The sequence below is a fragment of the Nesterenkonia sp. K-15-9-6 genome (genome assembly GCF_052656005.1).
In genome coordinates this window covers 1-22,808 of the sequence record NZ_JBQYEY010000036.1, presented here as the reverse complement: position 1 = coordinate 22,808, position 22,808 = coordinate 1, and the positions used below count along the sequence as shown (strand labels likewise).

Sequence of the window (22,808 nt, the reverse complement as noted above, 5' to 3'; positions counted from 1 at the left end):
GGGGCGCTCCGGTGGGGGCGGGGCCCCCCCACCCCCGGCCCCCCCCGGCCCTGTGCTGTGTCTCCCGGTGCGGAGTATGGGGCAGTGGAGGCTCAGCCCTGCCGGCTGAGGAAGTCCTCCGCGCCTCCGACGAGCTCCACGTGGCCCTGGGCGAGACCGTCCCGATTCACCGTCGAGGCGATCTCCGCAGCGAACTCCTCCACGGAGTACAGCTTGCCGGCGGCTTCCCGGCGGGCGTCGATCGCACCGGGCTCGGCACGCTCGAGCAGCGTCGCGGTGATCGTGCCTTCGATCATGTCCCCGGAGACGATGGTCAGCGTGATCCCCTTCTCGTCCAGCTCAGGGATCATCGCCACCAGGGCGTCCTCACCGGCGCGCTTGGAGCGGGCCACCGGCTCGTAGGCGTCCATGGTGGCGGTCTCATTGATGAAGTGCGCCTGGTGGCTGGTCACGAAGACCACCTGGGCACCGCGAGGCATGACGTCGAGCGCGGCGCGGAGCATCTGGACCTGGGCGTCACGGTTGAGCTTCAGGGCGTAGTCCTCGCCCCGGTCTGACTCCATGCCGCCGGAGGCGTTGAGGATCAGCAGGTCCAGGGAGCCGAAGTTCTCCACGGCGGCGTCCACGAGGCTCTTGGCACCCGCGGCTTCGGTGAGGTCCGCACCGACGGCCACGGCACGGCCGCCGGCCTCGTCGATCTGTGCGACGACCTTCTTCGCGCGGGGGGCCTTCTGCCGGTAGTTGATCACCACACCCGCTCCGCGGGCTGCGATCAGCTGAGCAGTGGCCGCACCGATGCCGCGGGACGAGCCGGTGATGATGGCGCCGGTGCCGGCGAGGTCCTGGGTCTCAGTCATGGTCAATGGTCTCCTTCTGTACTGGGTGACGGGGGTCGGCTGCGGAGCACCGGGGCTCAGTGGCCCATACCGAGTCCGCCGTCGACGGGGATCACCGCGCCGGAGATGTAGCCGGCGTCCTCGGAGGACAGCCAGCGCACCACCCGAGCGACTTCGTCGGTCTCGGCGAAACGGCCGGCGGGGATGTTCTCCAGATACTTCTTCTGGGTGTCCTCGTCGAGCGCGTCGGTCATGTCCGAGCGCACGAACCCGGGCGCCACCACGTTGGCGGTGATGCCCCGTCCGCCGAGCTCCCGGGTGAGGGACCGTGCCATGCCCACCAGCCCGGCCTTGGAGGATGCGTAGTTGATCTGACCGGGGGAGCCGTAGAGGCCGACCACGGAGGAGATCAGCACCACGCGGCCCTTGCGCAGGCGCAGCATGCCTTTGGACGCACGCTTGAGCACGCGGAATGCTCCGGTGAGGTTGGTGTCCACCACGTCCGTGAAGTCATCTTCGGACATCCGCAGCAGCAGGGTGTCCCGGGTGATGCCGGCGTTGGCGACCAGCACCTCCACAGGTCCGTGGGCCTCCTCGACGGCGGTGAACGCCGCATCGATCGAGGCGGCGTCGGTGACGTCCGCGGCCACCCCCAGCGCGCCCTCCGGGGCTTCGCCGGTCCGGGTTGTCACCGCGACCTTGTCTCCGGCCGCGATGAACTCCTCGGCGATGGCGCGGCCGATGCCGCGGTTGCCTCCGGTGATCAGTACGCTGCGTCCGCTCATGGGTCTCCCGTCGTCAAAATGGTCACAACTGCCCACCAGCCTATGTCAGGCACACGGTGACCGTCTCGTCACATCGCCGGTGGGCGTCCAGGTCCGCGCACTAGAATGGAGCGGTGAACGAACCTGTCCAGTCCATCACGGATGCTCCCCAGCGTCACAGCGAGGAGCAGCACGGGCGCATGGTGCGCTACGCGATCTCCATGGGCATCCGTGCCGTGTGCTTCGTGCTGGCCGTCGTCGTGCAGAACTGGATGACCTGGGTCTTCCTCGCGCTGGCTGTCGTGCTGCCCTACATCGCGGTCACCGTGGCCAATGCGGGCACGGACCGGTACTTCCGCAGTCGGGATGCCGAGACGGTGGGCGGGATGCGCGGTCTGCCTGCCGGCTCGGCGCAGCTGGGGGACGGCCGGGGCCCCGGAAGAGATGCGGATGATCAGGCCGCGGCAGGGGACCCTGACCGTGCCGAGGGCCATCAGGGGGGCGCCGAGGGGCAGGTGCAGATCATCGAAGGTGAAGTCGTGCGGGATGCAGGAGACGATGGACGTTCTTAGCTCGCTGGGCGGACAGGCCGGGGAGGCCTCCGGTCCGGAGACGCCGCAGTGCTCCCGCAAGGGGTGCCGGTCCGCCGCCGTCTGGCAGATCCTGTGGAACAACCCCAAGATCCACGACGAGCAGCGACGGAAGGTCTGGCTGGCCTGTGACGAGCACCGGGCATGGCTGGAGAACTTCCTGGCCCAGCGTCTGTTCTGGCGCAGCACGGTGCCCCTGACCGGCGGCGACACTGAGGAGTCCGCGACATGAGCCGGTACCGATTCCTGCTGACTCCCACGTGGCTGGGCTGGCTGGCCGTGTGCGTGGGCTTCGCTGTGGCCTGTGTGTTCCTGGGACAGTGGCAGCTGGACCGCCGGGAGCAGGCTATGGAGGACATCAACAGGGTCGTCGCCAACTATGACGAGGACCCAGTGCCCTATGCCGAGGTGCGCGAACTGTACCGGTCTCCGGAGGCCGACGACGAATGGACCGTGACCACTTTGCGCGGCGAATATCTCTCCGACCACGTCCGGCTGGTGCGCAACCGCGGTCACAGCGGGTCCGTCGGCTATGAGCAGGTGGTGCCCTTCCGCACCCACGACGGCGACGTCGTCGTGATCAGCCGCGGCTGGCTGCCGACCGACAGCACCGATGCCTCTCGGCCCGCCTATATGCCGGAGCCGCCGCGGGGAGAGGCCGAGGTGACGGTGCGGCTGAAGCCGGGCGAGCCGGACATCGACCGGGACGCCCCGGACGGCCAGCTCGCCTCCATCGACCTCGACGAGTACGAGACGCAGCTCGGCTACGATCTCGTGACCGGCGCCTACGGGCTCATGGCCGGAGAGGATCCGGCCCCCGACCAGCAGCCGCGCCAGCTGGCCCGGCCTGAGCTGGACGAGGGCCCGCACCTGTCCTACTCCATGCAGTGGTACGCGTTCGGGCTGCTCGGCTTCGTCGGCTGGGGATACGCGGCCCGACTGACGGCCCGCAATCGGGATCTCGACGTGATCGCCGAAGAGGAGGACGGGAAGGAACGGGCAGCCGGGACGGCGTCCTCAGGGGTCTCCCGTCAGGAGCGTCTGCGCGAGGCCCGCCGGCGTCGTCGGGAGCGGGCCGGTCGCGCCAGCGACGAAGACGTCGAGGACGCGTGGGTGGACGAACGGCTGGGCTCACGCTGACCGGTTCGGGCGCTTCGGCAGCCCCTCAGCAGCCCCTGTGCTGGCGCCGGGCGGTGCGCAGCGACTCATGCAGGTTGTCGGTGCGCGGCGCCTGCACGGCCCAGCAGGGACGTCGGCTGCCCCGGCGGACGGCCCGGAGATCCTCGATCAGCAGAGCCTCAGGAATCTCCCCGGTCTCGTCGACCTGGACCCGCTTGCCCTCGCCGATCACCGGAAGTGCCCAGATGGACAGGAACAGGACCCCGATGGCTCCCGCGGTCAGGGCCGCCCACCCGAGAGCGACCCACACCGGCTCTGCTCGGTCCACCACTCCGCTCCACGTGCCGTAGAGTAGGGCGGCCGCCATGGTCAGCAGGACCCAGGGCATCGCCGTCAGCGGCATCCTCTCCCGGTAGAGCACCGTGCCCGAGCGAAGTCGAGCAGACGAGAAGCGGTGCATCAGATCACCAGCAGCAGGGCGGTGGGCACCGTCAGAAGCCCGGCAGCGGCTGCCGCGATCGCGGCCTGGGCGGTGCGTGGAAGCGCCGGCGGGGGCACGAGCAGGCGCTTGAGCCGCTCCGTGGTGATCACCGCGGCGCCGGCGCCGGCGGTCGCGCCCTGGGCCGCATCGAGCTCTGGCAGGCCGCGAGGTCCGTCCGCGTCCGCGTCGTCGATCAGGGACATCTCCGGGGTGCTCAGGGCCAGAGAGCGCAGGAGGTCGTCCCTGGAATGGTGCTGCATGGCGCCGTCGTCGGCGAGCATCTCCGTGAGCTCGAGGACCGCTTCCCGGCCGTAGCGGGTAGTGGGCAGCCAGGGCAGCGCCCGGTACCAGGCGTCGAAGGCCATGGTGAGCAGATGGTGCCGTTGGTGCAGGTGAGTCTGCTCGTGAGCGACGACGGCGGCGAGCTCCGCATCGGAGAGCTGGTCGAGCAGCCCGCGGGAGAGCACCGTGACCGAACTTGCGTGCGTGCGTCCGGGCAGACAGTAGGCCAAGGGCGCCTCGGCCTCGATGACATGGGCCTCATCCACGGCCGTCGCATTCGGTGCTGTGGTGGCGCCTCTGCGCTCGTCCAGCGGTGTGGACAGCAGCCTCACGAGATCCCGGTGCCGGCGTCGCGAACCCAGGACCCTGACGTAGGTGCGCAGCAGCGTGAGCAGCAGGTGGGTGCCCAGCATGACCGCCAGGCACAGGGCGAACACATGGGTGGGGAGCACATGCAGGTCCTCCAGCGCCGTGAAGTCGGCGGCGCGCAGCAGCTTCAGGACCTCCGCCACGGATTCATGGAGCGATCCGCCGAAGGGCGACAGCCCGTAGACCAGAGGCGCTCCGATGAGCGCGAGACCCCCGGCCAGAGCGATCGCCTGCCACAGGAGCATGGCGGCACAGGGAGAGCGTGCGCGGAAACGGGCCCGGCTGAGCAGCCGGGGGATCGGTACGGCCAGCAGGAACGCCAGCACGGCGAGGAAGAGGGCCAGCGAGGTCACAGCACCAGTCTACGGGCACGTCCACATCGGACCGGGGCGACGACGGCGACGAGGAGGTCTCCGCGGTGGAGCGGTTCAGGAGGACCTGAGGATCCGACGCAGAGCGGTGGCCTCCGAGTCGGAGATCCCACCGATGAAGCGGGCGAGCACGGCCTCACGGTCGGAGGCGGTGCCGAGCACCTCATTGAGCATCTCCACCGTGTGCTCCTCGCGGCTGGCCGCGGCCGCGTAGAGGTGCGGACGGCTGGAGCGCTCCCGGGTGACCATGTTCTTCTTCTCCAGGCGCGCGAGGACCGTCAGCACCGTGGTGACCGCCAGGTCCTCGTCCAGTCGATCCCGCACGTCATTGGCGCTGAGGGACTCTGCGCTGTCCCAGAGCAGGCTCATGACTGAACGCTCGAGGTCGCCGAGGGTGGCCATGCGGTGGATCTCCTTGCCGGTGATGGGGTGTCCTGACAGGCGGAGCGAGTCTGCTCAGCCCGCTGCAGGGTGCCTTTCCACGATACTCCTGGTGGGACCGTGATTTCTACAACCTGTAGTAATGGCGTGTCACATGATGAGACGCCACCGTGCGTCAGTCCCCGGCGGCCCCGGAGTCCACGGAGCCGTCCTCGGCGCCGTCCACGGAGCCGGCCGACAGGCGTGCGCCGGCCACGCGGGTGAGGGCCTCCGGGCTGGAGGCCACCGCATCGACCGTGCGCTCCAGCGGGATCCCGGAGCCGTCGCGTCGGGCCGTCTCCGCCGGCAGCACACGGGCCGAGCCGTTCTTCGCCGCGCCCATCGCCGGGCCCAGACCTGCCCACGCCAGGCGCAGGTGGTCTTCGCCGCGGAGAAAACGATGGGCACGGACGCCGGCGGTCGCGCGCCCCTTGGCCGGGAACTCGGAGAACTCGGTCACCTTCACGCTGCCGTCCTCGAAGCCCTCCAGCGGCTCCTGTCCGGCGGCGACGGTCACCACCACCGGGGTCCAGCCCGCCAGGTCCTCCGCGACCTGCCCGTCCTCGTCCGGCACTCCCGCGCCGGGCACGACCGTGAAGCTGATGACCTCATCGCCGTCGGCGACCTTGATCCCTGCCATCCCGGCGGCGGTCCTGCCCTGGGGACGCACCAGTGCGGCGTCGTAGTGCAGCATCTGCGCCCCCGCAGTGATGAACACCAGCTGGTCGTCATCAGCAGGGGCCGCCTGGGCGCCGACGACGCGGTCCTTGCCCTTCAGCGCGACGACCTCCCACTCGTCCCGGTTCAGCGGATAGTCCGGGTTGACCCGTTTGACCCGCCCCGCGGCCGTCCCGAGGGCGACGACCTCGTCCAGGGGCACGAAGGCGATCAGGTCCTCTTTGCGCTCCAGCGCCAGGAAATCCTTGACCTTGACACCCTGGTTGAGATTCACCGTGCCGGAGGCGACGTCCACGGCGGGCATGTCCACCACCGGCACCCGGATCATCCGTCCTGCCGAGGTGATGGCGCCGATCTCCCCACGGGCTGAGGTGGGGACCATGGACGTCAGCGCGTCATGACGCCCGCGACGAGTCGGATGGACCAGTCCGGAGCGGTCCGTGGTGCGGGCCAGCTGCCCCGAGGTCGACAGCAGAGCCCAGCACGGGGAGTCGGCGATCTGCATGGCGGTGACCGCCTCATCGGGCGAGGCCACCTTCGCCGCGGGAGCCGGGGCCTCCAGGGTCTCGGACTCCACCAGCTGGGTACGGCGGTCGTCGCCGTGGGCCTCGGCCACCTGGGCCAGCTCGTCGGCCACCGCCTCCCGCAGCCGCTGCTCGGAGTCCAGGATCGCCTGAAGCTCGGCGATCTCCTCCTCGAGGCGCTGCTTCTCCTGCTCCAGCTCCAGCGTCGAGTAGCGGGTCAGCTGCCGCAGCCGAAGCTCCAGGATGTGCTCAGCCTGCGGCTGGGTGAGGTCGAAGATCGTCATCAGGCGCTCTCGGGCGGTGCCGGTGTCCTCGGCGGCGCGGATGATCTGGATGACCTCGTCGATGTCGAGGATCGCGATCAGCAGGCCCTCCACCAGATGGAGGCGGTCCTGGCGCTTCGCCAGTCGATAGGCCGTGCGCCGACGCACCACGGAGATGCGGTGGTCCACGTAGACCTGGAGCATCTCCAGCAGGCCCAGTGTGCGCGGCTGGCCGTCCACCAGGGCCACGTTGTTGATCCCGAAGGAGTCCTCCATCGGGGTGAGCTTGTACAGCTGCGCCAGCACCGCCTGGGGGTTGAACCCGGCCTTGAGCTCGATGATCATCCGCAGGCCGTGCTTGCGGTCGGTCAGGTCCAGGACGTCGGAGATGCCGGCCAGGCGCTTGGACTGGACCGCGTCCTTGATCTTCTCGATGATCTTCTCCGGACCCACCATGTAGGGCAGCTCCGTGACGACGATCCCCGTCTTGCGCGGAGAGACCTGCTCGATGGAGACCGTCGCGCGGGTCTTGAAGGAGCCGCGACCTGTGCGGTAGGCGTCCCGGATGCCGTCCAGTCCCACGATCCGACCGCCCGAGGGAAGGTCAGGGCCGGGGATGTGGACCATGATGTCCTCGAGCGTGGCCTCGGGGTACATGATCAGATGCCGCGCCCCCGCGACCACCTCACGCAGGTTGTGCGGAGCCATGTTCGTCGCCATGCCCACGGCGATCCCCGAGGCGCCGTTGACCAGCAGGTTGGGGAAGGCGCTGGGCAGCACCGAAGGCTGGGTCAGCTGATTGTCATAGTTCGGCTCGAAGTCGACGACGTCCTCGTCCAGATCGGTGGTCATCGACACCGCGGCCGCCGTCATACGGGCTTCGGTGTAGCGGGGAGCCGCCGGGCCGTCGTCGAGGGACCCGAAGTTGCCGTGGCCGTCCACCAGGGGCAGTCGCAGCGAGAAGGACTGGGCCATGCGGACCAGGGCGTCGTAGATGGCGGCGTCCCCATGGGGGTGCAGCTTTCCCATCACCTCGCCCACCACGCGGGCGGACTTCACATGGCCCTTCTCGGGGCGCAGCCCCATCTGGGACATCATGTACAGGATCCGCCGCTGCACCGGCTTCAGTCCGTCGCGGGCGTCCGGCAGAGCCCGCGAGTAGATCACCGAATAGGCGTACTCCAGGAACGAGGTCTCCATCTCCGCCGAGACGTCGATGTCGACGATGTGGTCCTCCGGGGTCACCGGGGGCTGCTCGGGGCCGGAGCGCGGGGAGCTGGAAGTCGAACGGCGGGCCATGGGCGCGGAAGGTGTCCTTCGTCGGGGTCGTGAGGGTCGGCAGGGCCTGCGCAGGCGTCCGTCAGAGCGGTCCATGCCTGCCGGCCGGAAGTTCTCGTAGTCTTGATCCTATGGGTGAACCAGCAGAAACCGGCGGATATCCGGGCCACTGGGAGGCAGATGTCGTCCTGCGGGACGGCGCCGCGGCCCACCTGCGCCCGATCGGGGCTGACGATGCCGAGCGGCTGCAGCGCATGCATGCGGCCCAGTCGGAGTCGTCCATCTATCTGCGGTACTTCACCTACAAGTCCTCACTGACGGAGAAGGAGCTGCGACGCTTCACCCAGGTGGACCACGTCGACCGGGTGGCGATGGTGATCCTGCTGGCCAGCCCGTCCGGCGATCAGGAGATCATCGGCGTCGGCGGCTACGACCGCATCGACGGCACCCGGGAGGCCGAGGTCTCGTTCCACATCTCCGACGCCCATCAGGGCAGAGGTCTGGGGTCGATCCTTCTGGAGCATCTGGCGGCAGCCGGCCGGGAGCGTAGCCTGGAGCGGTTCTCCGCGGAGGTCCTGCCGGAGAACCGCAAGATGTTGGCCGTCTTCTCCGAGGCCGGCTATGAGGTGCAGCGGCGGTTCGAAGACGGCGTGGTCGTCCTCGAGTTCCCCATCGACCCGACGGAGAAGTCCCGCGCCGTGATGGAGGCGCGGGAGCATCGCGCCGAGTCCCGCAGCGTCGCCGAGCTGCTGACGCCGTCCCAGGTGGCGGTCATCGGCGCCTCCCGCGAGTACGGCTCGGTGGGGTATCACCTGGTGCACAACCTCGTAGAGGGGCGGTTCACCGGAGGCGTCCACGCCGTGAACCCGGACGCCTTCGAGGTCGGCGGCACGGAGGCGTACGCCTCGCTGGAGCACATCAAGCAGGACGTCGATCTGGCGGTCGTGGCGGTGCCTCCGGAGCGGCTGGCCGAGGTGGTGGCGGACTGCGGTCGGCACGGGGTCAAGGGACTGCTGGTGGTGACCGCGGGGCTCGAGGCCGAGGGCGCCGGAGGGTCTCGGGCATCCGGCGCCGTCCTCGATCAGCGGGAGCTCGTTCGGCTGGCCCGCGGGTGGGGGATGCGGGTGATCGGGCCGGCCTCTGTGGGCCTGATCAACACCGACCCCGACATCTCGCTCAACGCCTCCCTGTCCCCGACGATGCCCTTGCGCGGCGGGGTCGGGCTCTTCAGCCAGTCGGCCTCGATCGGAGTGTCGCTGTACGCCGCGGCCCATCGACGGCAGGTCGGGCTGTCCTCGGTGATCTCGGCGGGCAACCGCGCGGACCTCTCCGGGAACGACGCCATGCAGCGCTTCGAGGACGACGAGGCGACGCGAGCTGTCGGGATCTACCTGGAGAGCTTCGGGAACCCCCGCAAGTTCTCTCGCATCGCCCGGCGGCTGTCGCTGACGAAGCCGGTGGTCGTCGCCACATCCGACGTCACAGGCCGTCGGCTGCCGCCCGGCCATGACGTGCGCACCACGCTGACTCCGCGGGGGGCCGTGGACTCCATGCTCGAGCACTCCGGCGTCATCCAGGTCGGCAACCATGATTCGCTCATGGACGTGCTGCAGATCCTGGCCAGCCAGCCGCTTCCCGCCGGGCCGCGTCTGGGCATCCTGTCGAACTCCGCCTCGATGGGCCGGGTGCTGGCGGACGCCGCCCAGTCCCACGGGCTTCAGGCCGTACGGACGGAGTCGGGGCTTGACCTCGACGGGACCCGACGTGAGGCGGAGGATAAGCTGCGGAAGGCGCTCGACGCGCTGCTGGGAGCCGAGGAGGTGGACGCCGTCGCGCTGTGCCTCCAGCCGACCGTCGCCGGCGAGCACCAGGATCATTCCCGGGTGATCCTCGACACCGCTCGGCAGCATCCCAAGCCCGTGGTCGTCTCGCTCATCGGGGTCCTGGAGGACGATGTGCCGCTGAACCACCTGGCCGCCGCCGCGCCGGTCATGGAGACCGGCGCGCTGCAGCAGGGCGTCCCCGTCTATTCCTCACCCGCCCGCTCGGTGGCCGCTCTGGGCAAGATCGTGCGCTACCAGCGATGGCGGCAGGAGGGGATCGGCGAGCCCTGGACGCCTTCCGGTCTGGAAGGCTCCACCGTCTCGCGCACCGTCGACGAGCTCCTCGAGGGCTGGCTCGCGGAATCCGTCTCCGGGACCGCCCTGCATCGGCTCGAGGCCGAACAGGCCGCGGAGCTGCTGGGTCACTATGGGCTCTCAGTGATGCCGTCGGTCCCTTTCACGACGCCGGAGGAGGCGGTCGCGGCCGCGGAACGGCTCGGCTGGCCGGTGGCGGTCAAGGCCACCACTGACTCGCTGCGGCACCGCCTGGATCTCGGGGGCGTGCGGCTCAACATCAGCGACGCCGACATGCTGCGCCGCACCGTGGCGGACATGCGTGCTCAGCTGGAGGGTCTCGGCGCACCGGGCCTCGAGGTCCAGGCGATGGCCCCCATCGGACAGGGGTGCAGGGTCCGGGCCCTGGAGGATCCGCTCATGGGTCCCGTGGTGTCCTTCGGGATCTCCGGTGACGCAGTGGACCTCCTGGACGACTGGGCCCATGCCGTCCCGCCGCTGACCGACAAAGATCTCAGATCTCTGGTCCGTCGGCCGCGTGCCGCGCAGAAGCTCACGGGGCATCGTGGTCTGCCGCCGGTGGACATCACTGCGGTGGAGGAGACCCTGCAGCGGGTGGCCATGCTCAAGGACAACCACCCCCAGGTCGCCGCGCTGGAGATCGCGCCCCTGCTGGTCGCGGAGGAAGGCGTCAGCATCCTGCATGCGACCATCGACATCGCCAATCCGCAGCAGCGCACCGACTCGGCGCGCCGAGCCATCAGCCGGTGGTGAGGGCCCCGGTTCAGACGGCCGAGGGGTCGGCGGCGACGGACTTCAGGAGGGTCCGCAGGCCCTGCTGGCGCGCCTCGAAGGGGCTCATCCCGCCCTGGGCCGGGATGAAGCGGATGGCGTAGAGCGTCGCCCAGGTGATGTTGCTGACCCATTCGGGGCTGAGGGTCGGATCGATGGTGCCGTCCCGATGCCCACGGCGCAGCGCCGCGGCGATCTCCGCATCCTCGGCGGATTCAGCGGGCGCCTCGCAGTCGCCGGACGTGTCCTGATCGGGCTCGTCGGAGGCCATCCACCAGGCCAGGGTGTCGATGCGGCTGATCAGTTCACCGCAGAGGCGACGGAAGGCCTCGAAGCCCGATCCCTGGTCCAGCCGCGCCACACGGACCGCCTCCGTCCATTGCTCCTCCGCCAGAGCGTCCACGGCGGCACGTAGAGCGGCACGGTCCGTGAAGTGACGATGCAAGGTGCTCCGAGAGACGCCGGCCGTGTCCGCCACATCGCTGAGGGCGGCTCCGGGGTTCACGGACAGGACCTCGACGGCGGCGAGCAGTATGGCCCGGCGGGTGCGCTGCGCGGCCGGACTCGGCGGGGCGAGGGGTCCTGATGAGGAGTGAGCGCGATCCGGTCCCGGCTCTTCCGGTCCCGGCTCTGCGGGGCTGGCGTCCTCCTCGGCCTCCATCTCCCGCTCGGTTCCGGGGGCTGGGGACGCGGCGCTGTCGATCTCCTGCATGGGACCCAGCGTACAGGAGTGAACAGCCCTGATGTGCCACAAGTATTGACGAAAGTGCGACACTTATGTCTCACTAGGTGTCATGAATGAATCAACAGTGGAGGCGTCGGTCGAGCCCGAGGCCTCGTCCTCAGTCCGCATGAAGGTCCTGTGGTCCTTCGCGCGACCGCATCTGAAGGTCCTGGGACTCGGGCTGCTGCTCTCGCTCGCCGTCTCGGCCATGGGGCTGGCGAGCCCGATGGTCACCAAATGGGTGCTGGACAGCCTCGCGGTGGACGCCTCGCTGCGGGATCCCGTCCTGGTGCTGGTCGGTCTGCTCCTGCTCGGCGCCGGTCTTGGCTGGTGCCAGTGGGTCCTCCTGGGGCGGCTGGCCGAGGACATCGTCTACGACGCCCGCCGACGCATGATCCTCCGATACCTGGGGTCCCGCGTCTTCGAGCTCCTGCGGCGCAGTCCCGGGGAGCTCGTCACCAGGGTCACCTCGGACACGGTGCTGCTCAACCAGGCGGCCTCGACCGCCATCATCGGGCTGATCAACGGCGCCATCATGATCCTCGGCTCCCTGCTGCTGATGGCGCGCCTGGACCTGGTGCTGCTGGGCACCACACTCGCCGCTCTGGCGGTCGTGCTGGTGATCTTCGCCGTGCTCATGCCGCGCATCGCCACGGTGGAGGAGAAGGCCCAGGCCGCCCTGGGTGACCTCGGATCCGACCTGGAGGGCACGGTGCGGGCCATCAAGACGGTGAAGTCCTCGCGGGCCGAAGGACGCCGCTACGAGTCGCTGATGCGCCACGTGGGCTCCTCCCGACGGCACAGCCTGCGTTCCGTGAAGATCCAGGCGGGAGCCTGGACGGTCGCGGGAGTCGGACTCGACGGCGCCCTCATCATGGTGCTCGCGCTGGGAGCCTGGCGCGTCTCCGAAGGCCACATCGGTGTCTCCACGCTCGTGGCGTTCCTGCTCTATGTCTGGGGACTGACCGGGCCGCTGATGGAGCTCACCCAGAACCTCACCACGCTGCAGTCCGGCCTGGCCGCCGCCGGACGGATCAGCCAGGTGGACGCGATGCCCGTGGAGGACCGGCGAGCCGACCTCCGCGTCGTGGAGGGAGTGGCACGAGGCTCGGGCGCCGTGACGGGGCCGGGCCACGACGACTTCGGCGTCCCAGCCCCGGACCCCCGCTCGGGCAGGGGAGGGCCACCACCTGGAGACGCCGGTCCAGAGGCACCGGCGGCAACGGAGAGCAGCGACTCGGAGACCGCATCCCGGCCCGTGCTGGAGCTGGCAGGAGTGACCGCCCGCTATGCGCAGGACGGTCCGGTGGCGGTCCAGGGCATCGATCTGCGGGTCCCGGCGACGGGCCACGTGGCGCTCGTCGGCCCCTCCGGGGCCGGGAAGACGACGCTGCTGTCGCTGATGATGCGGTTCCTGGAGCCCGAGGAGGGAGAGCTCAGACTGCGCGGCACGCCCTACGGGCAGCTCAGCCCGGCCCTGGTGCGCTCGGCCTTCGCCTACGTGGAGCAGGAGACTCCCGTCGTGCCCGGGACGATTCGGGAGAACCTGCTGTTCTCCGCACCCGAGGCAGACGAGCACCAGCTGCAGCAGGTGCTGCGGCGGCTGCAGCTCGAGGACATGGTCTCCCGCCTGCCGCACGGGCTGGACACGGCACTGACGGACACCAACGTCTCTGGAGGGCAGCGTCAGCGGATCGCCCTGGCCCGGGCGCTGCTGGTGGATCCGGCGGTGCTGCTGCTCGACGAGGCCACCGCTCAGGTCGACGGCGTCACGGAGGCCGCCGTGCAGGAGACCATCGCCACGCACGCCCGCCATGCCGCCGTCGTGACCATCGCCCACCGGCTCTCGACCGTGGTCGACGCGGACCGCATCCTCGTGATGGACGGAGGGCGCATCGTCGATGAGGGCACCCACGGGCAGCTGCTGACCAGCTCCCAGCTGTACCGCAGCCTGGTGGCGGCCCTGCGGATGGAGACTCCGGTGGGGTGACCCTGCGGGGTGTTCCAGCGCGGCGTTCCTGCGCGGTGTTCCAGCGCGAGCTCCTGAGTCGGAGGCCGCGCCGGTGGGCTCAGACTCCGCCGGTGCGGCGGACGTGCTCCGCCAGGAGGGCCAGGCCGTCGTCGATGCTGATCGCCGGGGTCCAGTCGAGGGCCGCCCGGGTCTCCCGCTGGTCGAACCAGTGGGCGGTGGAGAGCTGCTCCGCCAGGAACTTCGTCATCGGAGGTTCGTCGTCGAGGTCACCGGCGACCCGTTCCGCCAGGCCCCAGATCTTCTCCACGGCCAGTCCGGCCGCCTTCGCCACCGCCGGGGCCACGCGGAGCCGCGGACGACGCGCGCCGCCCGCCTCCGCGATGCCCATCAGGAGCTCGCCGATCGGTCGCGGTTCGCCGTTGGTCAGCACCAGTCGGCGGCCGTGGATCTGAGGCAGCCGACGCAGCCCGGCGGCGAAGGCGTCCACCGCGTTGTCGATGTAGAGGGTGTCCACCAGGGCCGCGCCCGAGCCCAACAGCGGCAGACGGCCGGAGCGGGCGCGGTCGACCACGCGGCGGGTCAGCTGGCCGTCCCCGGGGCCCCAGATCAGGTGCGGACGGATGACCAGCACCTTCATGCCCGCCGCCGCACGCGCCTGGACCAGCAGCTCGGCCTCAGCTTTGGTGCGGGCATAGTGACCGAGGACCGCGGTCGGGTCGGGGTCTCCGGCGCCTTCCCCGACCAGGGAGGTGCCGGCATGGGCGACCGACGGAGACGAGACATGCAGCAGATGCTCCACGCCGGCGGCCTCGGCCGCGTCGAGGATGTTCTCGGTGCCGTGGATGTTGACGTCGACGAAGTCTTGGCGGCGGCCCGAGACCGACACCTTGGCCGCCATGTGGATGACGGCGTCCTGACCGGCCATCGCCTGGGCCACCAGGGCGTGGTCGGTCAGCGAGCCACGCACGTCACGGACCTCGTCGAGTCCCGAGGCGCTGCGCTGCAGGGTGGTCACCTCATAGCCGTCCTGCGCCAGTCGTCGGGCGACGCTTCCGCCGAGCAGCCCGGAGGCGCCGGTGAGCAGGACCCGGGAGCCGGGCAGGATCTCGGCGGGACGCGGAGCTGAGGGGGTGGTCTCACTCACGGAGTGCCGGGCCTCCTCCCGGTCAGAGCCTTCTCGGCCCAGAGGGCTAGACGGGTGCGGTCGATCTTCGAATTGTGGCGGATGTCGGTGGGCAGTTCGTCGAGGACGAGCACGGCCGAGACCGGGACGTCACCGGCGGCATGGCGCACTGCGGAGGCGAACTCCGGCGAGGCCAGCGGGGACCGACCGGTACGCAGGGGCCGGTCCGGACCGTCCGGCTCCACGATGACGACGACGGCCTGGGTGCCGGACGGCCCGACGCCGACGGCGGCGCTGCGGGTCACCTCGTCGAGGGCGTCCACCGGGGTCTCCACCGTGCCGGGGCCCACCGGACCATCGGGGGTGGTGATCACGTGCTGCAGGCGCCCCTCGATCCACAGGCGCCCTGAGGAGTCGACATGGCCGACGTCGTGGGTGCGGTGCCACAGAAGGCCTTCGGCGGTGTCCCGACTGCTGGCCCGGTCCGTCTGCCAGAGCCGGTCGTAGCCGGCCTTCAGATGCGCGGCTGAGACGACGATCTCGGAGAGGACGCCGACGGCGGCGGGCTGGACGGGGTCGTCCAGCACGGTGAGCTCCTCCGCCGGACGGCCTGCGGGATCGAGCGGCGCCAGGGCCAGCCGCACGCCCGCCACAGGCTGGCCCACGCATACTCCGCTCTGTCCGGTGGCCATCGCCTCATGCACTCCGTCACGGTCGATGTCCGCCTGCAGGAGCCCCTCGGTCATGCCATAGGGCGTATGGATCTCTGCGGAGGGGAAGAGCTCCTGGACGGCGTCCAGCAGATCCGGATGGACCGGTGCCCCGGCCGAGAGGACCAGTGAGATCCGTCCCAGGGCGGCTCGCTGGTCCGCCTGGAGCTCGGGTGCGGTCGCCACGACGTTGCGCAGCGCCGCGGGGGAGCCGAAGAACATCGTGGCCTCACCCGTCATCGCCGCCTGAGCGACGGCGTCAGCGGTGAGCGTGGCAGGCCGTGTCACCGACATGTCCGGGGTCACCGAGGTGGCTCCGATGGCCGGGCCGAGCAGCGCGAACGGCGCGAAACCGGCGATCAGCGACGAGCCGGGCGTCACGTTGAACTGGCGCCGCAGCAGCGCCACGAGGGCGGCGAGCCGTCCGTGGGTGTACACCACGCCCTTGGCCGGTCCGGTGGAGCCGGAGGTGAACAGCACCGCCGCCTCGTCCTCGGGGGCCGGGTGGGGGACGTCCGGAGAGGCTCCCACGTGGCTGCGCAGCAGCCGCTCCACCGAGGCCACGGTGCCGAGCAGGCGTGCCTGACGGTGGGAGAGCGCCTGGACGCTGATCCGCCGACCGGGCCAGCCGAAGGTCCGGGCCAGGGCCAGGCCGGGGGTGGCGCCGATGATCCAGTCCGGCCGCGCGCTGCGGGCGGCCCGCGTCATGCCCCTCACGCCGAGGCCTGCGTCGGCGACGACGGCCACCGCCCCGATGCGCAGGCAGGCGTAGAGCACCACGGTCAGGTCGTTGCCGGGCGGGACCAGCAGGGACACCCTGTCGCCCCGGGAGACGCCGAGTTCGCTGAGCCCGCGAGCGAGCGCGTCGATCTGCGAGGAGAGCTCCTGCCAGCTGAGCGCCCTCGGGTCCTGGGAGGTCATGTCCACCACTGCGGGGGAATTCCGCCGCCAGCTCGCCGTCATCTCCTCAAGCTGAGCGTGCAGACCGTGCACCGCAGCGGCCGGGGCGGGGGAGCGGCGGGTCGAGTCCTCCGGACGGAGACGTCCGTCGCGCCGGTCCATGCCGCCGAGCCAGGTCAGCAGCGGTGCTGCGATGTCTCGGTCCTCCGCCACCAGGTGGCCGGCACCCTCGAAGCGGTGCAGGTCGGCATGGGGGATGCGCTCCTGCAGATCCGCCAGATGACGTTCTTGGAAGACCGGGTCCTTCGGCCCCCAGAGCAGCAGCGTGGGCTTGTCCCATCGGGTCAGGGCCGAGGAGACCTCCTCCAGCGTCCCGCGGGAGACGTGGTCTGCGGAGGCGGGGATGTCCGCCACGAACCCGCCGATGCCCCCGCGCCGATCGCGGCTCCGGTACGGGGCCGAGTAGGCGGCATGGACCTCACGGTCGAGGCGCCCTTCCGCCAGGGACAGCGTGACCCCGAGGAACCCTCGGGTCTCCACGGTGGAGGCGCTCAGCAGGCCCGGTGCGGTGGCCGCGCGGAGCGCGGCCGGCACGGGCTCGTCCACCGGATGGTCCACTGCGGTGTTCAGCGTCGCGGCGGCGTCGACGTCGTAGGGATGGCGCGTGGCCCAGCCCAGGGAGATGACGCCGCCCCAGTCGTGGCCCAGCGTCACCAGAGGAAGGGCCGTGTCGACGTCGAGGGCGTCCATCAGGGCGTCCAGGTCGTCGAGCCGCTGCGCCATCCGGCGATATCCGCATTCGTCCGGATCCGCGCCCGTCAGGGTGCGCGGGGCGCCGGCGTGGCACAGGCGCTCGGAGTAGCCCATGTCCAGCTGGTCGGGCGCGATGATGCGCCACCCGCCGGCGGTGTCGGCCTCTGCCTGTCGCAGCGACTCCGCGACGAGCCCTCGCCACAGGTAGGACCAGGTCGGGTTGCCGTGGACGGCCAGGATCGTGCCCCGCACGGGGATGCCCCGGGCAGCCAGGATCGGGCCGGTGTCCAGGACGTGGAAGGTACGGGTGCCGTCGACGGTCCTGGCCGCCACCAGCCGTGACCAGGCAGGATCGAGCCCCGGCAGCCCCTTCGGCGGCAGCTGGGCGGGTGCTGCGGGCAGCGGGCGGTGTCGGATCCGGGGAGCCCTCACCAGATGATCTCCAGCATCGCCGTGTTGAGTCCGGAGCCGACGCCCATGCAGAGCACCCGGGAACCGGAGGACAGGGAGGCGGACTCTCGAGCCAGGGTGATCGGCAGCGAGGCGGGCCCCACGTTGCCCAGCTCGGGATAGGTCACCGGGACGCGCTTCTTGTCGAGCTTGGCGGCCTTGATGATCGACGCGGTGTGCAGTGACGACACCTGGTGGGTCACGTAGGCGTCCATGGCATCCCAGTCGAAGTGCTCCTTGGCGTCCTGCCAGGCATCCATGACGAGCTCGAGGCCGCCGTCGAGCAGGCCGCGGGAGTCAGTGAACATGCCGCGATGGTCACCGACGCACAGGCCGTGGTGCTGGGTCGCGGCCCGAGTCACACCACCGACGATCCGGTGCCCCTCGGGGTGCCGGTCGGCAGGGCCCACGACCGCCGCCGCCGCGCCGGAGCCCAGGGTCAGGGACGCGAACTCCGACATGAAGTCCTCGCGGCTGACCATCGATTCGAGGCTGCTGATGCGCTCCACGGTCGCGTCCTGGACCTTCTTGGCGTCCTCGCCGTTGACGATCAGCACATAGGTCGCCTGCCCGGCGTCGATCATGGAGCTGGCCAGGGTCATCGCATTGACGAAGCCCAGGCAGGCGTTGGTGATGTCGAAGTTCATCGCGGAGCTGGGCAGACCCAGGTCGTGGTGGACTCCCACGGCGACGGAGGGCTCGAGATGCTCGCGGGTCACCGAGGTGTTGATCATCACCGAGACGTCGGCTGCGGGGACGCCGGCGGCCTGGAGGGCCCGACGCCCGGCCTCCACAGTGCCGGCGCGCACGTCTCCCGCCTTCTCCCAGTTGCGGCGGGTCTTCACGCCTGCGACCCGCTGCAGGAGGCCCTGGGGGAGCTTCAGCCGCTTCAGGGCGTCGGCCAGGCGGCGGTCGATGTCCTTGGAGGTCAGAGGGACCGGGGCTTGGACCTCGGCCACAGACAGCAGGGCGGCGTTGCGGTGGTGAAAAGTCGCGTTTCCTGGCACCGCTCCATTATCCAGCAGGTGAACCGGGCTAGCGAATCGAGGGAGGGCTAGCATGGTTTCCATGACCTTCAGCCATGACGACTCCGCGCCCTCTTCGACACTCTCGCTGCGCGCGGCGATCGAGCGCGGCGGCTTCTACCCCACGCTTGTGCACCATACGGTGACCGACGCCCTGGACGGCCGCGAGCCTACGCACCAGATCGTCCATGTGGACACCCACTTCGACATGGAGGAGGTGCACCGGCACATCACCGTGCTGGCGCTGGCCGAGGACGTGATCGTCGTCGCCCATCTGGACGACCACGACGTGGAGGCCGACGACGCCGGGACCGCCGGTCGGACCGACACGGTGGCGCGCATCTCCACGGAGGTCGTCCCCGTCAGCCGAATCCGTTCGGTGATCCTCTCCGAGGTGCACCGACGCCCGGAGAGCTTCCGTCCGGAGCGGGGACTGGCGGAGGTGACGCTGAACATGAACTGGACCGGCGGCGCGCGCTTCGAGACGGCGCCGGTGCACTGCGGAGACCCGGACTGCATGGCTGACCACGGCGACGACGGCACCGTCGTGCCCGAGGACATCGTGCTCCGCATCGCCGCCACCGCCGAAGGAGACACCGCCGTGGAGGAGGCCCGCAGCTTCGTCCGGGCGCTGCGTCGAGCCTGTGTGCGTCACGCCCGCTGACCGTCGTCCTCCCGCACCCGACCCTCTGGTGACGCGGCAGCGCACCGCCCACTCCGGAAGGAAGACCCTGATGACCGCTCGTGCCCGTGAGCTGGCCGCCCTCGCCCCGGCCTATGACGGTGCCCACATCCGTCACGTGATGCCCTCGGCGGCGGCGTCGCTCGGCCTTGACGGATTCCTCGACAGGCTCGGGCTGCCCGAGGCGAGCCTCACCGTGGTCCTCATGGTCGACGGGCTGGGGGACGAGCTCATCGCCCGGCACAGCGGGCACGCCCGGTTCCTCGCCTCTGCATGGCGGAGCAGCGCCACCGGACGGGTGCTGGACGCCGCCGCCCCCGCGACGACCGCCGCCTCCATCGCCTCTTTGGGCACGGGAGAACCCCCGGGCCGTCACGGCCTGGTCGGCTACGACGTCCTCGCGCCGTGGCTGGACCGGGTGGTCAACATGCTCGGCGGGTGGGATCCCGCGGTGGATCCGGCCCGTTGGCAGCCCCACGAGCCGGTGCTGCGGCGCGCTGAGCGTGCGGGCGCTCGGGTGCTGACCGTCTCGCGTCCCAAATTCGCCGACTCCGCCCTGACGCAGGCCGTGCTCTCCGGAGGTGAGTTCCTCGGGGCCACCCATCTGGACGCGCGGTTCCGGTTGGCGGCTGATGCGATCACCAGTCATCGTCCCGCCACCGGGGGAGTGCGCCAGGGGTCTCCGCAGCCGCTGCTGATGTATCTCTACGTGGACGAACTGGACAAGACCGGGCACCGATACGGGGTGGACTCACCCGAGTGGGTGCGCGCGCTGGAGAGCCTGGACCGGGAGGCCGAGACGTTCGTCACGCGGCTGCGTGAGAGGTTCGGCGACCAGCTCTCGGTGCTGCTGACCGCAGACCACGGCATGCTGGACATCGCCCCGGAGGGCCGGCTGGACTTCAGCGCAGAGGAGGCGCTGCTGCGCGGCGTCCGGCACACCGGCGGCGAGCCGCGGTTCGTGCATCTGTACTTCGATCAGCATGCTTCCGCCGCCGTGCGCCGCCAGGTGCATGAGGCGTGGGAGGAGCGCTTCGGCGACCAGGCGTGGATCGCCACGCGCGACGAGGCGGTGGACGCGGGATGGTTCGGTCCCGTGGAGGACCGGGTGCGTCCCCGCATCGGTGATCTCCTGGTGGCCGTGCACGGTCCGATCGCGCTCTATCACGTGGCCCGGACGGGCCCGGATCCACTGACCATGGTGGGCCAGCACGGATCGCTGACCGACGTGGAGGTCAAGGTCCCGCTGCTCTCGCTGACCGGGCGCGCCTTCGGCTGAGTCCCGTGGGGACGTGCGACGGATCCCTGTGCGACCGATCCCTGTGCGACCGTCTGCCGGTCGTCAGTCGCCCTTCGAGCCGAAGAGGATGTCGTCCCAGCGAGGCATGCTGGGGCGGCGGGAGCCGGAGCGCTTCGGCTTCGGGGCGTGGGCGGGCGCGGCGTCTTCGGTGCTGCCGGCGTCCCGCTGGCGGGTGGCGGCGTCGTCGTCGCTCTGTGCGGATCCGGCCGATGCCGGATCCTCGCCGGGGGTCGGCTCCTTCGCCGGGGCGCCGGCCCCCTCTGCGGTGTCGGGCGCGCCCTGCGCCGCCGCGTGGTCCGGACCGGAGGAGTCGACGTCGACCGGTGACTCGCTGTCGGCATAGCTGAACCCCCAGGCGTCGGTGCCGTCGGGGCTGTCTATGTCGGGGGACTCCGTGCGCTCATCGTCGCGGGGAGCCTGCTGATCGTCCTCCCCCTGACCGGTCTGCGCCGACTCGACCGCGCGCAGTCGGGGCGTGTCCTGGCCGCTGGGCTGTTCGTCGCGCGTGAGCATGAGGGCGAGCCTGTCATCGGCGTCCTCGTCCGCGCCCAACCGACGACCCCGCCGAGCGCGCAGGACGTCGAGGAGGTCCTGATGCTCGTCGCCTTCGCCCGTGGGGCCTGCCGGGGCGTCCGGAGAGCGGGAAGGCAGCGGCGAGGTGTCCTGCTGGTCTGCGGGCACCGGGGCCGGCGTCGTCGCCGCCGGCCTGCCGGTGCCACGATCCGATCGCTGCGCCGCCGAGTCCGCCACGGACTCGACGTCGAAGGGGGCGTCCACTGCGGTCAGTCGCCGCGGACCGCGGCGGGCGCCGGTCTCCGGAGGGAGGCTGCTCAGCGTCTGGGCCCAGGGACCGACCGCTCGCAGATGGCGAGACTCCGGAGAGAAGACCCATTCAGCGGGCGGTTCGGCGTCGACACGAGCGCGGGCGGCGGCTTCGTCATCGGGGGAGAACCAGCAGACGACCTGCCAGCTGCCGTCCTGGCGTCGCCAGGCGTCCCACGCCAGGGAGGTCAGGTCGACGCCGAGGGACCGCAGGCGGACCAGCGCCATCGCTTCGAGGGTGGCGGGGGCGTCACCGAACGCGATCCGGTGCTGTTCGGCCGAGGACGGCGGGGCGATCGCCGTGCTGCGGGCCAGTTCGGCGACATAGGCGCGCTCGGCCTGGACGGGCCCTGCGTAGCGTTCCACTCGGGCCGGGTCGAGGCCTGACTCTGCGACCATCTGCTCCACGGTGGCCCCTGCACGGAGCCGGGCCTGCACCTCCCGCACCGTCATGGGCGCCCGGGCGCCCTCGGCCCGCGTCGTGAGGTGCGGCGGGCGGGTGGACTTCCGTCCCACGGCCGCGCGCAGCGCGTCGTCCACGGGCAGGGCGAACTCCTGACCCTGGTCGTCGGCGAGGACGAGCAGTTCGTCGGAGTCGTCCTCGGTCACGCCCATGATCCGCAGCTGCTGCATCTGTGCTTCCTCCCGCCTGTGGCCGGCAGTAGTCTTCGGGACGGGTGCGGTCGGCGCCGCGCCGCCCTCCGGGTGGACTGGTCCAGGGGTCACTGTAGCGCGGGGAGGGCGTGGAGCTCCCGCTCCCGGTTCAGCGGAACTTGAACCTTGGGGTCGCGGAGCCCGTGAGGAGCTGCGTGGCGCCGACTCCGGGCGGCCCCGGCTCGCCGCCTCAGCGACGGTTTCGGGGCCCCGAGCCGGCCCGTCGTCCGCCCTCGGCTCAATGTGTCGCCGCCGATTTGGCGGAGCTGGCTCGATGCGACACAATCTGTGCGACAAATCGCGCTTGGGGGACCGGTGGAGGCTGGTGTCCGAGCGATTCGAATTCGACTTTCGGAGTGTGGAGCGACCCTCATGGCAACCGACTACGATGCGCCGCGCAAGAACGACGACGACGTCAACGAAGACTCCATCGAGGAACTGAAGAATCAGCAGACCAATCGCCAGTCCGCCGTCGTGGACGAAGACGAGGCGGAGGCGGCCGAAGGGTTCGAGCTCCCCGGCGCTGACCTCTCCGACGAGGAGCTGCAGGTGCGGGTGCTGCCCGCCCAGTCTGACGAGTTCACATGCGGCGAATGCTTCCTGGTCCGCCACCGGTCCCAGGTGTCCCGCGAGGAGAACGGGATGTTCATCTGCAAGGACTGCGACAGCTGAACGGCGATCTCGGTCGGCCACATCGTCGCAGCACGGAGGCCCCGTTCCGGACCATGGTCCGGAACGGGGGCCCCCGGTGGCGGGGGGGGGGGGGGGGGGGTGGGGGGGGCCGGGCGGGACGCGGAGCGCTAGGCAAA

The 22,808-nt window shown here is 70.6% G+C and carries 19 protein-coding genes; 8 read left to right on the top strand and 11 right to left on the bottom strand.

What is annotated here, in order from left to right:
* Positions 1-92: 92 nt before the first annotated feature.
* Both SD455_RS15705 and fabG read right to left on the bottom strand, forming a co-directional pair.
* A complete protein-coding gene (locus SD455_RS15705; protein WP_070162447.1) occupies positions 93-857 on the bottom strand; it encodes an SDR family oxidoreductase in 765 nt (254 codons plus the stop codon).
* A gap of 56 nt (positions 858-913) precedes the next feature.
* Positions 914-1,621 carry a 3-oxoacyl-ACP reductase FabG gene (gene fabG, locus SD455_RS15700; RefSeq protein ID WP_311024389.1) on the bottom strand — a complete coding sequence of 236 codons (708 nt, stop codon included), beginning with the start codon at positions 1,619-1,621 and terminating at the stop codon, positions 914-916.
* A gap of 113 nt (positions 1,622-1,734) precedes the next feature.
* On the opposite strand from fabG, the gene SD455_RS15695 reads away from it, so the two are divergent.
* Genes SD455_RS15695 through SD455_RS15685 form a run of 3 tightly spaced genes read left to right on the top strand, consistent with a single transcriptional unit; the run spans position 1,735 to position 3,330 of the window.
* On the top strand, positions 1,735-2,172 hold the full coding sequence (locus tag SD455_RS15695; protein WP_445508661.1) for a DUF3099 domain-containing protein: 438 nt from the start codon (positions 1,735-1,737) through the stop codon (positions 2,170-2,172).
* Positions 2,159-2,422 carry an acetone carboxylase gene (locus SD455_RS15690; protein ID WP_311024387.1) on the top strand — a complete coding sequence of 88 codons (264 nt, stop codon included), beginning with the start codon at positions 2,159-2,161 and terminating at the stop codon, positions 2,420-2,422. The genes SD455_RS15695 and SD455_RS15690 overlap by 14 nt, the downstream gene beginning before the upstream one ends.
* On the top strand, positions 2,419-3,330 hold the full coding sequence (locus SD455_RS15685) for an SURF1 family cytochrome oxidase biogenesis protein (RefSeq protein ID WP_445508660.1): 912 nt from the start codon (positions 2,419-2,421) through the stop codon (positions 3,328-3,330). Before SD455_RS15690 ends, SD455_RS15685 begins: the two co-directional genes overlap by 4 nt.
* A 25-nt stretch (positions 3,331-3,355) precedes the next feature.
* On the opposite strand, the gene SD455_RS15680 is transcribed toward SD455_RS15685, so the two are convergent.
* From SD455_RS15680 to SD455_RS15665, 4 genes are all read right to left on the bottom strand, one after another.
* Entirely contained in the window at positions 3,356-3,769 is a 414-nt protein-coding gene (locus SD455_RS15680) for a hypothetical protein (RefSeq protein ID WP_070162457.1), read from the bottom strand.
* Positions 3,769-4,794 (bottom strand): M56 family metallopeptidase, encoded by a 1,026-nt coding sequence (locus tag SD455_RS15675; protein WP_445508659.1) that lies wholly within the window; start codon positions 4,792-4,794, stop codon positions 3,769-3,771. Before SD455_RS15675 ends, SD455_RS15680 begins: the two co-directional genes overlap by 1 nt.
* Positions 4,795-4,869: 75 nt before the next feature.
* Positions 4,870-5,214, bottom strand: coding sequence for a BlaI/MecI/CopY family transcriptional regulator (locus SD455_RS15670; protein ID WP_445508658.1), 345 nt, complete (start codon positions 5,212-5,214; stop codon positions 4,870-4,872).
* Positions 5,215-5,368: 154 nt separating this feature from the next.
* Entirely contained in the window at positions 5,369-7,996 is a 2,628-nt protein-coding gene (locus tag SD455_RS15665; RefSeq protein WP_445508657.1) for a DNA gyrase/topoisomerase IV subunit A, read from the bottom strand.
* A gap of 110 nt (positions 7,997-8,106) precedes the next feature.
* Between SD455_RS15665 and SD455_RS15660 the strand changes: the two genes are divergently transcribed.
* A complete protein-coding gene (locus tag SD455_RS15660) occupies positions 8,107-10,866 on the top strand; it encodes a GNAT family N-acetyltransferase (RefSeq protein WP_445508656.1) in 2,760 nt (919 codons plus the stop codon).
* Between the two features lie 10 nt (positions 10,867-10,876).
* Here SD455_RS15660 and SD455_RS15655 read toward each other — a convergent pair whose 3' ends face one another.
* Positions 10,877-11,596 (bottom strand): TetR/AcrR family transcriptional regulator, encoded by a 720-nt coding sequence (locus SD455_RS15655; RefSeq protein ID WP_445508655.1) that lies wholly within the window; start codon positions 11,594-11,596, stop codon positions 10,877-10,879.
* An 82-nt stretch (positions 11,597-11,678) separates the two neighbouring features.
* On the opposite strand from SD455_RS15655, the gene SD455_RS15650 reads away from it, so the two are divergent.
* Positions 11,679-13,598 (top strand): ABC transporter ATP-binding protein, encoded by a 1,920-nt coding sequence (locus tag SD455_RS15650; RefSeq protein WP_311024379.1) that lies wholly within the window; start codon positions 11,679-11,681, stop codon positions 13,596-13,598.
* Between the two features lie 79 nt (positions 13,599-13,677).
* Here the strand turns inward: SD455_RS15650 and SD455_RS15645 are convergent, their stop codons facing one another.
* From SD455_RS15645 to SD455_RS15635, 3 genes are read right to left on the bottom strand one after another with little or no spacing between them, the layout of a single operon-like run.
* Positions 13,678-14,724, bottom strand: a complete 1,047-nt coding sequence (locus SD455_RS15645) for an NAD-dependent epimerase/dehydratase family protein (protein WP_311024378.1) — start codon at positions 14,722-14,724, stop codon at positions 13,678-13,680.
* The gene (locus SD455_RS15640) at positions 14,721-17,498 is read right to left on the bottom strand and encodes an alpha/beta fold hydrolase (RefSeq protein ID WP_445508654.1); all 2,778 of its coding nucleotides are present in this window, start codon (positions 17,496-17,498) and stop codon (positions 14,721-14,723) included. The genes SD455_RS15645 and SD455_RS15640 overlap by 4 nt, the downstream gene beginning before the upstream one ends.
* The gene (locus tag SD455_RS15635; protein WP_311024376.1) at positions 17,495-18,523 is read right to left on the bottom strand and encodes a 3-oxoacyl-ACP synthase III; all 1,029 of its coding nucleotides are present in this window, start codon (positions 18,521-18,523) and stop codon (positions 17,495-17,497) included. The genes SD455_RS15640 and SD455_RS15635 overlap by 4 nt, the downstream gene beginning before the upstream one ends.
* 61 nt (positions 18,524-18,584) lie before the next feature.
* Here SD455_RS15635 and SD455_RS15630 point away from each other — a divergent pair, with 61 nt between their 5' ends.
* Together SD455_RS15630 and SD455_RS15625 are read left to right on the top strand one after the other, a co-directional pair.
* Positions 18,585-19,205, top strand: a complete 621-nt coding sequence (locus SD455_RS15630) for a DUF5998 family protein (RefSeq protein ID WP_070162463.1) — start codon at positions 18,585-18,587, stop codon at positions 19,203-19,205.
* Between the two features lie 70 nt (positions 19,206-19,275).
* Positions 19,276-20,502 carry an alkaline phosphatase family protein gene (locus SD455_RS15625; RefSeq protein ID WP_445508653.1) on the top strand — a complete coding sequence of 409 codons (1,227 nt, stop codon included), beginning with the start codon at positions 19,276-19,278 and terminating at the stop codon, positions 20,500-20,502.
* 63 nt (positions 20,503-20,565) lie between these two features.
* Here the strand turns inward: SD455_RS15625 and sepH are convergent, their stop codons facing one another.
* Entirely contained in the window at positions 20,566-21,978 is a 1,413-nt protein-coding gene (gene sepH / locus SD455_RS15620; RefSeq protein ID WP_445508652.1) for a septation protein SepH, read from the bottom strand.
* A 393-nt stretch (positions 21,979-22,371) separates the two neighbouring features.
* Here sepH and SD455_RS15615 point away from each other — a divergent pair, with 393 nt between their 5' ends.
* Positions 22,372-22,671: a DUF4193 domain-containing protein gene (locus tag SD455_RS15615; RefSeq protein WP_070158911.1), complete on the top strand. Its 300-nt coding sequence runs from the start codon at positions 22,372-22,374 to the stop codon at positions 22,669-22,671.
* Positions 22,672-22,808 lie beyond the last annotated feature (137 nt).

What these genes read in the sequence shown, in the direction of transcription:
- SD455_RS15705 (WP_070162447.1), bottom strand. Translation starts at nt 857, where the DNA reads ATGACTGAGACCCAGGACCTCGCCGGCACCGGCGCCATCATCACCGGC.
- fabG (WP_311024389.1), bottom strand. Translation starts at nt 1,621, where the DNA reads ATGAGCGGACGCAGCGTACTGATCACCGGAGGCAACCGCGGCATCGGC.
- SD455_RS15690 (WP_311024387.1), top strand. Translation starts at nt 2,159, where the DNA reads ATGGACGTTCTTAGCTCGCTGGGCGGACAGGCCGGGGAGGCCTCCGGT.
- SD455_RS15685 (WP_445508660.1), top strand. Translation starts at nt 2,419, where the DNA reads ATGAGCCGGTACCGATTCCTGCTGACTCCCACGTGGCTGGGCTGGCTG.
- SD455_RS15680 (WP_070162457.1), bottom strand. Translation starts at nt 3,769, where the DNA reads ATGCACCGCTTCTCGTCTGCTCGACTTCGCTCGGGCACGGTGCTCTAC.
- SD455_RS15670 (WP_445508658.1), bottom strand. Translation starts at nt 5,214, where the DNA reads ATGGCCACCCTCGGCGACCTCGAGCGTTCAGTCATGAGCCTGCTCTGG.
- SD455_RS15665 (WP_445508657.1), bottom strand. Translation starts at nt 7,996, where the DNA reads ATGGCCCGCCGTTCGACTTCCAGCTCCCCGCGCTCCGGCCCCGAGCAG.
- SD455_RS15660 (WP_445508656.1), top strand. Translation starts at nt 8,107, where the DNA reads ATGGGTGAACCAGCAGAAACCGGCGGATATCCGGGCCACTGGGAGGCA.
- SD455_RS15655 (WP_445508655.1), bottom strand. Translation starts at nt 11,596, where the DNA reads ATGCAGGAGATCGACAGCGCCGCGTCCCCAGCCCCCGGAACCGAGCGG.
- SD455_RS15650 (WP_311024379.1), top strand. Translation starts at nt 11,679, where the DNA reads ATGAATGAATCAACAGTGGAGGCGTCGGTCGAGCCCGAGGCCTCGTCC.
- SD455_RS15630 (WP_070162463.1), top strand. Translation starts at nt 18,585, where the DNA reads ATGACCTTCAGCCATGACGACTCCGCGCCCTCTTCGACACTCTCGCTG.
- SD455_RS15625 (WP_445508653.1), top strand. Translation starts at nt 19,276, where the DNA reads ATGACCGCTCGTGCCCGTGAGCTGGCCGCCCTCGCCCCGGCCTATGAC.
- sepH (WP_445508652.1), bottom strand. Translation starts at nt 21,978, where the DNA reads ATGCAGCAGCTGCGGATCATGGGCGTGACCGAGGACGACTCCGACGAA.
- SD455_RS15615 (WP_070158911.1), top strand. Translation starts at nt 22,372, where the DNA reads ATGGCAACCGACTACGATGCGCCGCGCAAGAACGACGACGACGTCAAC.